Source organism: Pseudomonas sp. MMS21 TM103 (assembly GCF_022132145.1).
Lineage (GTDB): Bacteria > Pseudomonadota > Gammaproteobacteria > Pseudomonadales > Pseudomonadaceae > Aquipseudomonas.
The window spans coordinates 200,483-213,636 of sequence record NZ_JAJISP010000008.1; the positions used below are offsets into that span (position 1 = coordinate 200,483).

Genomic DNA, 13,154 nt, shown 5'->3' on the forward strand with positions numbered 1-13,154 from the left:
GTACAAAAATATGCTTTTCTGTTTTTATTTGCCTACCAAATTTCATAACAAGAATGTCTCGGCTCCTTGTGTACAGGAGACTCGCCTTGGATCACACGCAACTGCTCGACCCTTTCGGTCGACGCATCACCTACCTGCGATTGTCGGTTACCGACCGCTGTGACTTGCGCTGCACCTACTGCATGAGCGAGGACATGGTCTTCGCCCCGCGCGCGCAGATTCTCAGCCTGGAAGAACTCTACGCCGTGGCCGATGCCTTTATCGGCCTGGGGGTCAAACGCATCCGCATCACCGGTGGCGAGCCGCTGGTGCGCAAGAATCTTTTGAGCCTGCTGGCGCGCCTGGGCCAGCGCCCGGAGCTGGACGACCTGGCCATCACCAGCAACGGCTCGCAACTGGCCGAGCTGGCGCCGCAACTGCGCGCCGCGGGTGTCGCGCGGCTGAATATCAGCCTGGATTCCCTGCGGCGCGAGCGTTTCGCGGCGTTCACTCGGCGCGATAAGCTCGAGCAGGTGCTGGCCGGTATCGAAGTGGCGCGGACGGCGGGTTTTCGCAAGATCAAATTGAACTGCGTGGTGCAGAAGGGCCACAACGACGACGAGGTACTCGATCTGGTGGAGTACGCCATGGCGCGCGCCCTGGACATCAGCTTTATCGAGGAGATGCCGCTGGGCAGCGTCTCCAGTCACCAGCGCCAGGACACCTTCTGTTCCAGTGACGAGGTACGTGCGCGCATCGAACAGCGCCATGGGCTGATACGCATCAGCAAGCAGACCGGCGGGCCATCGCGCTACTGGCAAGTCGTCGGCAGCGATACCCAGATTGGTTTCATCTCGCCCCACAGCCACAACTTCTGCGGCGACTGCAACCGGGTGCGGGTCACGGCCGAAGGCAAGCTGGTGCTGTGCCTTGGCCATGACCATGCGCTTGATCTCAAGGCGCTGATTCGCCGTCATCCAGGTGACGGCCTGCGTCTGCGCGAGGCCTTGCTGGAGGCCCTGCAACTCAAGCCCGAACGCCATCACTTTGCGGCCGATGCGCAGGTGCAGGTGCTGCGTTTCATGAGCATGACCGGCGGCTGAGTTCCTCGATAGCCGCCACCCGCTGCCCCATAGAACCTGTTAGACCCACTCAACAATAACCTGGAGGGTTGCTGTGAAGCCTATTCGCGTCTGCAGTTTGTTCGCCGTGCTGTTCTGCACTGCTCCTCATGCCGAAAGTTACGTCATCGGCGTCGAGGACATGGCCTTCGCGCCGCATTACAGTATCGACAGTCAGGGTCAGTATCAGGGCTTTGCCCGCGAGCTGTTCGATCTGTTCGCCCTGCACAGTGGGGTGCAGCTGAGCTACAAGCCGTTGCCGGTGAAGCGCTTGTTGTCGGCCCTGTTGCAAGGCGAGGTGGATTTCAAATACCCGGACAGCAGCAACTGGGCGCAGACACAGAAGGCCGGCAAGGACCTGCATTACAGTCAGGCGATAGTCGCCTATGTCGACGGCGTGCTGGTTGCGCCAAAACGCCAGGGACAGCCAGTGGAGCATCTCAAGCGCCTGGGCATGGTTAACGGCTGGACGCCCTGGGGTTATCAGACGCGTATCGACGCCCAGCAGATCCAGCTGACCTATAGCGAGGATTTGCGCCGGATGATCCAGCAGACGCTGAAGAAGGACACCGACGGCGCCTACTTCAATGTGGTGGTGGCGACCCACTACCTCGACAACATCCGCGCTCGTCCCGGCGCCTTGGTGTTCGATCCCGCGTTGCCCAACACCCGCGGCACTTTCCACCTCTCCACAATCAAGCATCCCGAGGTTCTGCAGCAGTTCGATCGCTTCCTGCTCGAGCAGCAGGCCGAGGTGGCCGCACTGAAGGAAAAATACCAGGTGGAGGCCAACCTGGACTCGGAGTACATGGGCCTGGAGCAGTGGAAAGTCGATTTCCTCAAGCGCCAGAAGGCCAAGGCGGCGACCGAGTAGGGTACGCGCCGGTCGCTCCGCACGCGGGATCCGGCCGCGCTCTTCTATGCTTGAGGTGACGGGCGCGCATCGCCGTCGTCAGCAATCGAAGACCGTGGCCAGTTGCAGATTCTGCCAGGCAGCTGGTCATGGCCGGTTTCCGTGGCCTGTAGCGCGGGCAGCTACGACGGCCTCGACACAGCGCAGGAGGGCCTTCAGATGAGCGACCCAGCCTTGCAAGTCCAAATCGAGGCGGCCAGCGCCTACGAGGCATTCTTCGTCCCGGCCCTGTTCCAGGAATGGGCGCCGTGGGTGGTCGCCGCCGCCAATATCCAGGCGGGCCAGCGGGTGCTGGATGTCGCCTGTGGCACCGGTGTGCTGGCTCGGGCCGCGGCCGCCTGCGTCGGTCCTGACGGTGCGGTCGCCGGCCTGGACGCCAACCCCGGCATGCTCGCCGTGGCCGCACGCCTCGATCCGGCGATCGAGTGGCAACAGGGTCTGGCCGAAGCCCTGCCGTATCCCGACCAGCACTTCGATGCCGTGATCAGCCAGTTCGGCCTGATGTTCTTCAGCGACCCTGCACAAGCCCTGCGCGAAATGTTCAGGGTCTTGCACCCGGGCGGGCACCTGGCGGTCGCCGTGTGGGATTCGCTGGCGCATACCCCGGCCTATGCGGCGGAAGTCGCCGTGCTGGCACGCGTCGCCGGCGATGCGGCGGCCGATGCCCTGCGCGCGCCCTTCGTGCTCGGCGACACCCAGGTGCTGGAGGCGCTGTTTCGCGACGCCGGGATCGCCGCGCCGCATATCGTGAGCCACACCGGCACGGCGCGTTTTCCCGCCATCCGGGCCATGGTCGAGGCGGATGTCCGCGGCTGGTTGCCAGTGATGGGGGTGAATCTGGATGAGCCGACGATTGCCCGGGTGCTGACCGAGGCGGAGCAGGCGCTTGGCCGCTATGTCACAGCGGATGGCACTGTGCAGTTCGACTCGCCGGCGCATATCGTGCGGGCAACCAAGCCTAGGTAGGGTGGTGAGCGTGACGCATAAAAAAAGGGCAAGCATGCCAGGCATGCTTGCCCTTTACCTTCCCGCTGCCGCCTATCCGGCAGTGGTTCAGTTCGTTGCCATCAGAAGTGGTATTTGACCAGGGCCTGTACGGCGGTCTGATCGAAACCATCGGTGGAGCCGTCGATGGGCTTGATCCCGTATTTGTTGTGCCACATGTTCACTTCAGTGCCGACGTAGAGCTTGCGTTCCTTGCCGAACAGCGCCTTGCCCGCATCCCATTTGACCTGGATCGAGGAGCCGACCGATGTCTGGGTGCCGGCGTCCTTGGATGGCGAGCGCCAGTCGATGTAGCCGTCGACCACGAAGTCCTGCTCGCCGATGGCGAAGGGGTAGGCACCGGCCACGGTCAGCTGAGTGGCGTAGCCATTGCCCACGTCGCTGGCCTTGAAGTCATGGTCGAAGAAGATGTGGTTATTGATCTTGACCCGGTACAGGTTGGTCTTCAGGTAGGTGAAGCCGGGAGCGTCCCAGTCGAAGCCCAGGCCGTACAGGTAGTTCTCGGTACCCGGGCCGCCGTTGCCTTTCTCGTAAGTGAAGGCAGCCTTGACGTCCTTCAGCGGGCCGACGGACAGGTCCTGGCCGGTCAGCCAGCTGAGGCTGACCCGCGGCGAGAACTCCATATAGTAGAAGTCGCTCTTGTCCTTGACCTCGAGGTTGCCGTAGTTGCTGCCGCGGGCCTGCTCGTTGTCGGCATCGATGTAGTCGAGGAAGTAGAAGACATCACCCCAGGCCCAGCCGCTGGCGTGCTCGAAGGTGAAGGTGGTCTGCGAACGCTGTTCCCCACTGTTGAAGTTGAGGCGCTGGAAGTTGCTGCCGTAGAGGTAGCTCAGGCTGTTGTCTTGCCAGAACAGCAGGTCGCCAGCGAGGGCCTGTTGGCCACCGAACAGACCGGCAGAAAGCGCAATGCAGTGAGGCAGGTGCTTCAGTTTCATCGGGTTTTCCTTATTGTTTGGACTTACAAGGTTTCTCGACGCCCTGCGGCGAACCACAGGGCGGTGCTGGCATGACGAAGGGCGGTTCAGCTGGCCGGGTTGGCCGGACTGAAGCCGTCACTGAGAGTGCTCGACGGTTGGTCGGACTCGGCGTGCCGCGGGTCTTGCAGCACGCTGTGCAGATGGGCTTCGGGGTCGTAGTCATTCTCTTCCAGCGCTTGATGCTCTTCGGGCAGGAAGAAATTCAGCAGGATGGCGCTGAAGGCACCGATGGTGATCGGTGAGCCGAAGATGTTTTTCAGGTCGTCGGGCATCTGCGACAGCGCCTCTGGCACGGCAGCCACGCCCAGGCCAAGGCCGAGGGAGATGGCCACGATCAGCACGTTGCGGCGGTGCAGGCCGGCCTCGGTGAGGATTTTGATTCCGGCCACTGCGACGGTGCCGAACATGATCAGGGTGGCGCCGCCGAGCACCGGTTTGGGCATCAGCTGCAGCACCGCGCCGACCGCCGGGAACAGGCCGAGCAGGACCAGGAGGCCGGCAATGTAGAAGCCTACGTGGCGGCTGGCCACACCAGTCAGCTGGATCACCCCGTTGTTCTGGCTGAAGGTGGTCATCGGCAGGCTGTTGAACATGGCCGCGAGCGCCGAGTTGCAACCGTCGGCCAGCACCCCGGACTTGATTCGGCGCAGGTACAGGGGGCCGCTCACCGGCTGCTTGGAAATGATCGAGTTGGCGGTCAGGTCACCGGCGGTTTCCAGCGGGGTGATCAGGAAGATCACCGCAATCGGCACGAAGGCCACCCAGTCGAAGCTGAAACCGTACTTGAAGGGTACCGGTACGCTGACCAGGGGGACTTCGGCCATTTGCGAGAAATCCACCTGGCCGGTGTACCAGGCCACGCCGAAGCCCAGGGCCAGACCGGCGATCACCGCGCTGAGGCGTACCGACTGGGACTGGAAACGGTTGAATACAACGATGGTGGCCAGCACCAGGCCGCCGAGGGCCAGGTGATGCAGCGCGCCGAGGTCCGGGGCGCCGAAGCCGCCGGCGATGTCGGTCATCGCGACCTTGATCAGTGACAGGCCCATCAGACAGATGATGGTGCCAGTGACCACCGGGGTGATGACCCGGCGCAGCTTGTTGATGAACTGACTGAAGACGATTTCGACGAAGGCGGCGCAGAAGCACACGCCGAAGATGGTCGAGAGGATTTCCTCCTCGCTGCCGCCACGGCCCTTGACGATGAAGCCGGCGCTGAGGATCACGCTGAGAAAGCCGAAGCTGGTGCCCTGCAGGCACAGCAGGCCGGAACCTATGGGGCCGAAGCGCTTGGCCTGGACGAAGGTTCCGAGGCCGGAGACGAACAGCGCCATGCTCACAAGGTAGGGCACATGGGCGCCTAGGCCAAGCACGCCGCCGATGATCAGCGTCGGAGTGATGATGCCGACGAAGGCGGCCAGCACGTGTTGCAGGGCGGCGAAGAGCGCCGGGACAAAGGCCGGGCAATCATCGAGTTGATAGATCAGGTCGTTGCTACCCGCAGGCGGAGCTGGGGCGTGCGTAGTGCGAGTCGTGGTCATGTCAGAGCCTGCCAGTTGTTTTTATATGGTCATGGGCTTGCACGAGGCTTCACGGCGCCTCTGTCTGATCGACAGCTATAAGCTGTCTGTTCGGTCAGAATTTGCGACTATAGCAATTTGTTCGCAGGGGTAGAAACAATTTATTTTATTATTGTGTACAAGATTTGGTGCGGTGCGCAGCGGGTGTCATGGCAGGCAATCTGTTGCCGCTGCAGATGGCGTATTGCTCACGCCTGGGGGGGATCGATTTCGCGATTGCGCCCGGGTCGCAGGGCGACCCGGGTAGGGTCCGCTCGGCGCGCAGCGCCAGCCAGTCAGGCCTTGTGTCGCGCCCATCATCCCGGGTGCACTGCCTGCAGCGAGTGACCCCGGGGGGAATTATGTCGGGGCCCAGCTGAGCGTTTTTTTACAGCCGCTCAGTCACCCGCTCGGAGGCCACGGGCAACGTGCTCGGCGAGGCCGGTACCGGCCTCGCTCATGGTCAGGTAGGTGCGGTCGGCGCCAGCGGCCTGAATGCGCTGGGCCATGTCGTCATACATCGCGTGGGCGACGATCAGTCCCTTGAAGCCACGTTCGCGCAGCTTGTGGGTGGAGATGATCTTGGCTTCCTGGTCGTTCATGGCCAGGATCACCGCCTCGATCGCCGGCATCTCCAGGCTCTGCCAGAACATCTGATCTTCGGCGTCGGCGAATTGCACCTGGCGCCCGGCCCTGGCGCTCAATTCGATCATCCCGGGGTCGGAGTCCAGGCTGGACAGCCTGAAGCCCTTGTCCTTGAGGTGATCGTAGGCGGCGCGGCCTGTGCGGCCCATGCCGATGATCAGGATCTGCGCATCGCCCAGCGAAATCGGCTGCTCGTCGGGATGGCGGATGTTGCGTTCAAACGGGATCAGGCGCCTGGCCAGGCGCTCGTAGAGCGGGTGGACGAAGCGGTTCAGTTGCGCGGAAATGACGAAGGATAGGGCCACGCTGATGGCCAGGGGGGTGAGCCATTGTGGCAGCACCACACTGGCCACGATCAGGCCGAACTCGCTGTAGTTGGTCAGGCTGACGCTGCTGAGAAAGGCGCTGCGCGCGCGTAGCCGGAACATCAGGAACAGGCCGAAGAACAGCATGCCCTTGAGCGGTAGCAGTAGCGACATGACCACGGCGAAGATCATGCCATTGGTATCCGGCAGGCCACCGATGCCAATCTGCAGGAAGAAGCCAACCAGGAACACTTCCTTGATGCCCCACAGCGAATTGGACAGCTCGACGGCCCGCTTGTGTTTGGCCAGCAGGGCGCCAAACGCCAGGGCGCCGAGTTCGGAACTGAGCCCCAGCAACTCGAAGCCATAGCCACCGACGACCAGCGCCAGCAGCAGACCGAGCAGCACCATCAGTTCCTCATGACCGCTGGCATCGAGCAGGCGGTACAGCAGCGGACGCAGCAGGGGCAGGGCGAATACCAGCAGCGCCCAGGGTGATGGGGCGTCGCCGTTGGCCAGGCTCATCACCAGCAGGGCGATCAGGTCCTGGATGATCAGTACACCGATGGCTACCCGGCCGTGAAAGGCGCGCAGCTCGCGCCTGCCCTCCAGCACCTTCGCCGCCAGCACGGTACTGGAAAAGGACAGGGCGATGGCCAGCAGTAGGCCTTCCTGCCAGGGCAGGTCGAGGATCAGCAGGATGGCCGGCAGGAAAATCAGGCTCGAGATGGCGAAGTGCAGCAGCCCTCCGCCAATCACCTCGCGCCTGATCAGGTTGCTCGGCTTGAGCTTGAGACCGACGGTGAATAGCAGCAGGAGTACACCGAGGTGGGCTATATGCTCCAGCGCTGCACCATCGCCCGGGCCTATGCCGAGGGGCTCGCCGACAACCGCCAGGACGAAGCCGGCCGCCAGGTAGCCGATCAGTGGCGGCAGACCAATGGCGCGCACTGCCAGGCCCATGAAAAAGGCGAAGGCGATCCAGGTGGCTGCGATCATGGGCTGTCCTTATCGGCGTGAAGCATCGGGCTAGAGCTGGGCATTGTAACGGGCCAGCAGAAGGCCATGTCTAGCGCGGGGCCGTTTGGGTGCAAATAGATTCGCACAGGCATGTTGTGCCAGATAACAAAAAGCCCGCGCATAGGCGGGCTAAAAGAGCGAAGGACCGGCCGTGCCTGTCCTGTGCACTGTTTACTCGATCTGCGCGCCCTGGGCGATCCAGGCGCCGATCAGGTCACGTTCGTCCTGGGTCATCTGGGTGATGTTGCCCAGCGGCATGACCTGCGAGGCGACGGCCTGGGCCTGAATCTTCGCCGTCTGGGCCTTGATCTGCTGCGGGGTGTCGAGGATGAAACCCAGTGGCGCGGCGCTGAACATCGGGCTGCTCGGTTGCGCCGAGTGGCATACGCTACAACGTTCCTGGATCACCCTGTTGACCTCGGTAAAGGCAGTGCCTGCTCCGGCTGGGGCCGCTTCAGGCGAGGGGGCGAGCACTTCTTCTACCTTGGCGACGCTGACAGCGGGCGGGCTGGCTGGAGTAGCCACCGCGATGGTGTTGGTTGCCGGGCGCACCGGCGCGGTGACGTAAGCCAGGCAGATCATGCCCAGTGCTGCCACTGGCAGGGTCCAGGCGAACTTGTTGCTGTTGTGGCGGGTGTTGAAGTAGTGGCGAACCAGTACGGCCAGTGCTGCGATTCCCGCCAGGATCAGCCAGCTGTAGTCGCTGCCGTAAGTGCTCGGGAAGTGGTTGCTGATCATGATGAACAGCACCGGCAGGGTGAAGTAGTTGTTGTGCCGCGAACGCAGCAAGCCTTTGGCGGGCAGGGTTGGGTCGGGTGTGGTGTTGTCTTCGATCGCCTTAACCAGCGCGCGCTGCGCTGGCATGATGGTGAAGAACACGTTGCCGACCATGATGGTGCCGATTATCGCGCCGACATGGATGTAGGCCGCGCGACCGCTGAAGATCAGGTTGAAGCCAAAGGCCGCGGCGATCAGCAGCACGAATAGCACCGCACCGAGCAGTGCCGGACGCTTGCCTAGGACCGAATCACAGAGGAAGTGGTAAGCCACATAGCCCACAATCATCGAACCGAAGCCGATGGCGATGGCCATTGCCGGTGCCAGGTCGACGCCAGGCTTGACCAGATACAGGCTCGGGTTGAGGTAGTAGACCACCAGCATCAGGGCAATACCCGACAGCCAGGTGAAGTAGGCCTCCCATTTGAACCAATGCAGGTTGTCCGGCATTTTCGGCGGCGCCAGTTTGTACTTCTCCAGGTGGTAGATGCCGCCGCCGTGGATCGCCCAAAGATCACCGGCCAAACCGTCTTTCGGGTTGACCCGATTGAGGTTGTTTTCCAGCCAGACGAAATAGAAGGATGCGCCAATCCAGGCGATACCGGTAATCATGTGAATCCAGCGCACGCCCAGATTCAGCCACTCAGTCAAATGTGCTTCCACAGTCAGTACCTCATTCCCAATGCCGGCAGGCCGGCGCCAGGCTTCTCTTATTGGTGGGGAGCGAGCAGCAGTTGCTCATGCTCATCAAAGAAATGCTCATCGCAGTTGTTGCCGGAACCACTGCGATCAACCACCAGGAAGTCATCCCGCTTTTCGATCGTCAGCACCGGATGGTGCCAGACGCCGCGATGGTAATTGACGCCCTGCCTGCCGTTGCTGCGGAAGGCGCGGACAAACTCTGATTCAGGTACATCGCCAAGTGGCGCGACCACGATCAGAAAGGGGTGGCCGAGCAGCGGTATGAACGCCTGGCTGCCCAGCGGGTGACGCTCCAGCATACGCACGGTCAGCGGCATCTCCAGGGCTTCGGCACTGAAAATGCTGATGATCGCCTGATCCTCAGGCAGGGCTGTCTCGACCGTGGCCAGCCTGTGATAGCGGCGAGTGGAGCCGTTGTTGATCATGAAGAATTCGCTGCCCTCGGTTTCGATAACGTCACCAAAGGGGGCGAAGGCTTCTTTGCTCAAAGGCTCGATGATCAGTGTGCGCATGACGGTCTACTTATTCTTCAGCTTAGGGCGCCTCTGACGATTGCGGAGGCGCCCCAGCTATTGTTGATTGAGGCTGAGCTTACTTGCTCACTTTGCCGAACAGGCGCAGGCGGCTGATACCACCGTCCGGGAACACGTTCACCCGTACGTGAGTGATCGGGCCCAGTGTCTTGATCTGCTCGGTGAACTCGTGCTCGGCGTGCATCTCGAGCTTCTGGCTCGGCAGCAGGTCACGCCAGAACAGGCTCTGGGTTTCGATCTGGTTGTCGGTGCCGCCTTTGACGAACGCGCCCTGGATCGAGCAGCTGTCGGGGTAGTTGCCTTTGAAGTGCAGGGTATCGACGACAATGCGTTCGATTTCACCCGGATGGCCGAGGGCGATGATCACCCAGTCGTTGCCCGGGGTGCGCCGGCGGGCGGTTTCCCAGCCATCACCCATGTTGATGCCACGGCCCGGGTTGAGGATGTTGCTCATGCGGCCGAAGTGCTCGTCGGAGCAGGCCAGGGCGCGCCCGCCATTGAGGGCGGCAGCCAGGTCGATCTGCTCATTGTCGCCGACGTTGCTCCAGTCGCGGAACGGCACGCCGTAAACGCGCAGGCGGGCGACGCCGCCGTCCGGGTAGATGTTGAAACGCAGGTGGGTAAAAGTCTGGACGTTGTCGATTGCGTGGTAGTGGTGCTGGTTGCCTTGCAGCTCAACCGCGCCCAGTACTTCAGTCCACGCGGTGCTCTCGGTCGGGTCGCCTTCGGCGACGAAGCAGCCTTCCAGGGAAGCCGACGGCGGGAAGTTGCCGGTGAAGAAGCTGGTGTCGATATCGACACCTTTGATCGAGCCGGCCACGCCGAGGCGAATCACCGCGCTGTCGTAACCCTCGAAGCGCTTGCGCCGCGATTCCCAGCCATCCATCCACTTGCCGTTGTCATCGAACACGCCTTCCTTCCACACCGCCGGGGTCGGCTGGAACAAGCGGTTGACGTCGGCGAACCAGTCATCGGTAACCGAGATGGCCTGGGTGCCGAGGCGCGCGTCGGCCAGGTTGACGTATTTCTCGAAGGGTACGGCGTAAGCTTTCATGTCGTGTCTGCCTTAACAGTGAGGGCGGGGAGTGGCGGGCTAGAGCTGCTGCAAGCGAAACAGGGCGATCTTGTTGATCTCGGCCAGGGCGCAGGCGAATTCCTGTTCCGGAGCGTTGTGGATACGCTCCTCGAAGGCCGCGAGAATCTGGTGCCGGTTGCTGCCTTTCACCGCCATGATGAAGGGGAAGCCGAACTTGGCCTTATAGGCGTCGTTCAGTTGGGTGAAGCGGGCGAATTCTTCGGCGGTGCACTGCTGGATGCCGGCGCCGGCCTGTTCGGCGGTGCTCGATTCCGTCAGCTCGCCCTGGATGGCGGCCTTGCCCGCCAGGTCCGGGTGCGCACTGATCAGTGCCAGCTGCATCTCATGGCTGGCGCTGAGCAGCAGGTCGGCCATGCGCTGGTGCAGGCCGTCGACCTCGTCGATGCTCGCGTCCTGGCCCAGGTCATAGGCCTTCTCGGCCACCCAGGGCGAGTGTTCATAGATGTCGGCGAAGACCTTGACGAAGTCTTCGCGGCTGAGTCGGGATGGGGTCAGGGTTTGGAAACGGCTCATTTCGCACTCTCTTTGAAAGGATGGGTGGCGTGCCAGTGGCGGGCGATATCCACCCGGCGAGCGCACCAGACCTTCTCGTGGCCTTTGACGTACTCGATGAAGCGCGCCAGGGCGGCGATGCGTGCGGGGCGCCCGAGCAGGCGGCAGTGCATGCCGATCGACAGCATTTTCGGCGCGCCAGCCACGCCTTCGGCGTAGAGCACATCGAAGGCGTCTTTCAGGTACTGGTAGAAGTCGTCGCCGGTGTTGAAGCCCTGCGCTTGGGTGAAGCGCATGTCGTTGGTGTCCAGGGTGTAGGGGATTACCAGGTGCGGCTTGGCTGCGCTGCTGGCCGGATCCCAGTAGGGCAGGTCATCGTCATAGGTGTCGGAATCGTAGAGGAAGCCACCTTCCTCCATCACCAGGCGCCGGGTGTGTGGCCCGGTGCGGCCGGTATACCAGCCCAGCGGGCGCTCGCCGGTGATATCGGTGAGGATGCGGATGGCTTCGAGCATATGCTCGCGCTCTTCGGCCTCGCTCATGTACTGGTAGTCGATCCAGCGGTAGCCGTGGCTGCAGATCTCATGGCCGGCCGCGACCATGGCCTTGATCATGTCGGGGTGACGCTGGACGGCCATGGCCACGGCGAACACGGTCAACGGAATCGCGTGCTTGTCGAACAGCTTGAGCAGGCGCCACGCGCCAGCGCGGCTGCCGTATTCATACAGCGATTCCATACTCATGTTGCGTTCGCCCTGCAGCGGCTGGGCGGAGACCATCTCGGAGAGGAAGGACTCGGACTCCTGGTCGCCGTGCAGCACATTGCGCTCGCCGCCTTCCTCATAGTTGAGGACAAACGACAGGGCAATGCGCGCATCGCCAGGCCAGTGCGGGTGCGGCGGGTTGTTGGCGTAACCGATCAGGTCGCGTGGGTAGTCAGCGCTCACTGCAGTCTTCCTTCTTGGCGTGTTGCGGTCACTGCGTAGCCCGGGTGATGAGGGACGCGACCGTGATGGGGTAATTGTATACAAAATGAATATCACTTTGTAAATATAAAATCGGCGTTATTGCTAAATCAATTCTCGCCAGTGAATCTGTGTGGGCACTCGGGCCGTGCACCTGGCGCATGCGCTGATCTGCAGGGTTTGCAGGCATGGGCCTAACAGGTTGGGCGGCTTGTCGGAGTTATTGTCGGTGTGATTGTGTACAATAAATCAATAAAGTGTCTTGATTTATTCGGCGGCATGCTATGCTCCGCGCAGCTCAAGGCCGCTGGAGCCTGAGTCATTTGCCGAATTCAATATTCAATAACAGTAGAGGAGGTGCGGTGTCTGCGTGGCCATTGGCCGGCGTGGATGCCTGATAGCTATGGGACGATTGACCACACATGTTCTAGATGCCGCGCACGGCTGCCCCGGCAGCGCCATCACTGTTGAGTTGTATCGGGTCGAAGGCGCGCAGTTGCAGTTGCTCACCCGCGTGGTGACCAACCATGATGGCCGCTGCGATGCGCCTATTCTGCAGGGCGACGATTACCGCAGTGGTGTCTACCAGCTGCACTTCCATGCGGGCGACTATTACCGGGCTCGCGGGGTGCAGTTGCCCGATCCGGCATTTCTCGATGTAGTGGTGCTGCGCTTCGGGGTCGATGCCGGCCAGGAGCACTACCATGTCCCCCTGCTGATTTCCCCCTACAGCTATTCCACCTATCGCGGTAGCTGAGCACAACGGTAGGCGGCGGAAACCGCTCAGGCGCTACGCTGGCTGCTCGAGGCCAAAGGACCCGCGACCGCCACCGGTATCGAGCGGTGTCGAAAGGTGGGGTGGCGCTAGGTCATCGACCGAAGGCAGGTTCATGGCCGATTTCGCCGCAGCCATGGCCGCTGGGCAGACCCGAGCCGGCTCGCTTTGTCGACGCGAGTGGTTCGTCTTGTCGAGGTCGAAGGGCAGTCTGGCAGCGCCGTCGTGTTCGGCCACCGATGGTGCAGCCCCAGGCGTGATTTCGACGCGCCGCGACCCTGCGGATAGCT

Annotated in this window: 12 protein-coding genes; 4 read left to right on the forward strand and 8 right to left on the reverse strand. The window is 62.2% G+C overall.

From position 1 onward, the window contains the following. Positions 1–53 precede the first annotated feature (53 nt). The 3 genes from moaA to LJY18_RS20895 all read left to right on the forward strand — a co-directional run bounded on the left by moaA (position 54) and on the right by LJY18_RS20895 (position 2,979). Positions 54–1,082, forward strand: a complete 1,029-nt coding sequence (moaA, locus tag LJY18_RS20885) for a GTP 3',8-cyclase MoaA (RefSeq protein WP_442964511.1) — start codon at positions 54–56, stop codon at positions 1,080–1,082. Positions 1,083–1,155: 73 nt separating this feature from the next. Continuing rightward, the gene (locus tag LJY18_RS20890) at positions 1,156–1,974 is read left to right on the forward strand and encodes a substrate-binding periplasmic protein (RefSeq protein WP_238044077.1); all 819 of its coding nucleotides are present in this window, start codon (positions 1,156–1,158) and stop codon (positions 1,972–1,974) included. 198 nt (positions 1,975–2,172) lie between these two features. Then, the gene (locus LJY18_RS20895) at positions 2,173–2,979 is read left to right on the forward strand and encodes a methyltransferase domain-containing protein (protein WP_238044079.1); all 807 of its coding nucleotides are present in this window, start codon (positions 2,173–2,175) and stop codon (positions 2,977–2,979) included. A 101-nt stretch (positions 2,980–3,080) separates the two neighbouring features. On the opposite strand, the gene LJY18_RS20900 is transcribed toward LJY18_RS20895, so the two are convergent. The 8 genes from LJY18_RS20900 to puuE all read right to left on the reverse strand — a co-directional run bounded on the left by LJY18_RS20900 (position 3,081) and on the right by puuE (position 12,071). Next, positions 3,081–3,953 carry an outer membrane protein OmpK gene (locus LJY18_RS20900; protein ID WP_238044081.1) on the reverse strand — a complete coding sequence of 291 codons (873 nt, stop codon included), beginning with the start codon at positions 3,951–3,953 and terminating at the stop codon, positions 3,081–3,083. Between the two features lie 86 nt (positions 3,954–4,039). After that, entirely contained in the window at positions 4,040–5,536 is a 1,497-nt protein-coding gene (locus tag LJY18_RS20905) for a nucleobase:cation symporter-2 family protein (protein WP_238044083.1), read from the reverse strand. A gap of 416 nt (positions 5,537–5,952) precedes the next feature. Continuing rightward, positions 5,953–7,503: a cation:proton antiporter domain-containing protein gene (locus LJY18_RS20910; protein WP_238044085.1), complete on the reverse strand. Its 1,551-nt coding sequence runs from the start codon at positions 7,501–7,503 to the stop codon at positions 5,953–5,955. A 192-nt stretch (positions 7,504–7,695) separates the two neighbouring features. After that, on the reverse strand, positions 7,696–8,964 hold the full coding sequence (locus LJY18_RS20915; protein ID WP_238044087.1) for a urate hydroxylase PuuD: 1,269 nt from the start codon (positions 8,962–8,964) through the stop codon (positions 7,696–7,698). A 47-nt stretch (positions 8,965–9,011) separates the two neighbouring features. After that, the gene (locus LJY18_RS20920; RefSeq protein ID WP_238044089.1) at positions 9,012–9,515 is read right to left on the reverse strand and encodes an ureidoglycolate lyase; all 504 of its coding nucleotides are present in this window, start codon (positions 9,513–9,515) and stop codon (positions 9,012–9,014) included. A 79-nt stretch (positions 9,516–9,594) separates the two neighbouring features. Continuing rightward, entirely contained in the window at positions 9,595–10,590 is a 996-nt protein-coding gene (alc, locus tag LJY18_RS20925; RefSeq protein WP_238044090.1) for an allantoicase, read from the reverse strand. A 39-nt stretch (positions 10,591–10,629) separates the two neighbouring features. Further along, positions 10,630–11,145 (reverse strand): 2-oxo-4-hydroxy-4-carboxy-5-ureidoimidazoline decarboxylase, encoded by a 516-nt coding sequence (gene uraD, locus LJY18_RS20930; protein WP_238044091.1) that lies wholly within the window; start codon positions 11,143–11,145, stop codon positions 10,630–10,632. After that, entirely contained in the window at positions 11,142–12,071 is a 930-nt protein-coding gene (gene puuE, locus LJY18_RS20935; RefSeq protein ID WP_238044093.1) for an allantoinase PuuE, read from the reverse strand. Before puuE ends, uraD begins: the two co-directional genes overlap by 4 nt. A 421-nt stretch (positions 12,072–12,492) precedes the next feature. Between puuE and uraH the strand changes: the two genes are divergently transcribed. Continuing rightward, positions 12,493–12,846: a hydroxyisourate hydrolase gene (gene uraH / locus LJY18_RS20940; RefSeq protein WP_238044095.1), complete on the forward strand. Its 354-nt coding sequence runs from the start codon at positions 12,493–12,495 to the stop codon at positions 12,844–12,846. The last annotated feature ends 308 nt before the right edge of the window (positions 12,847–13,154 follow it).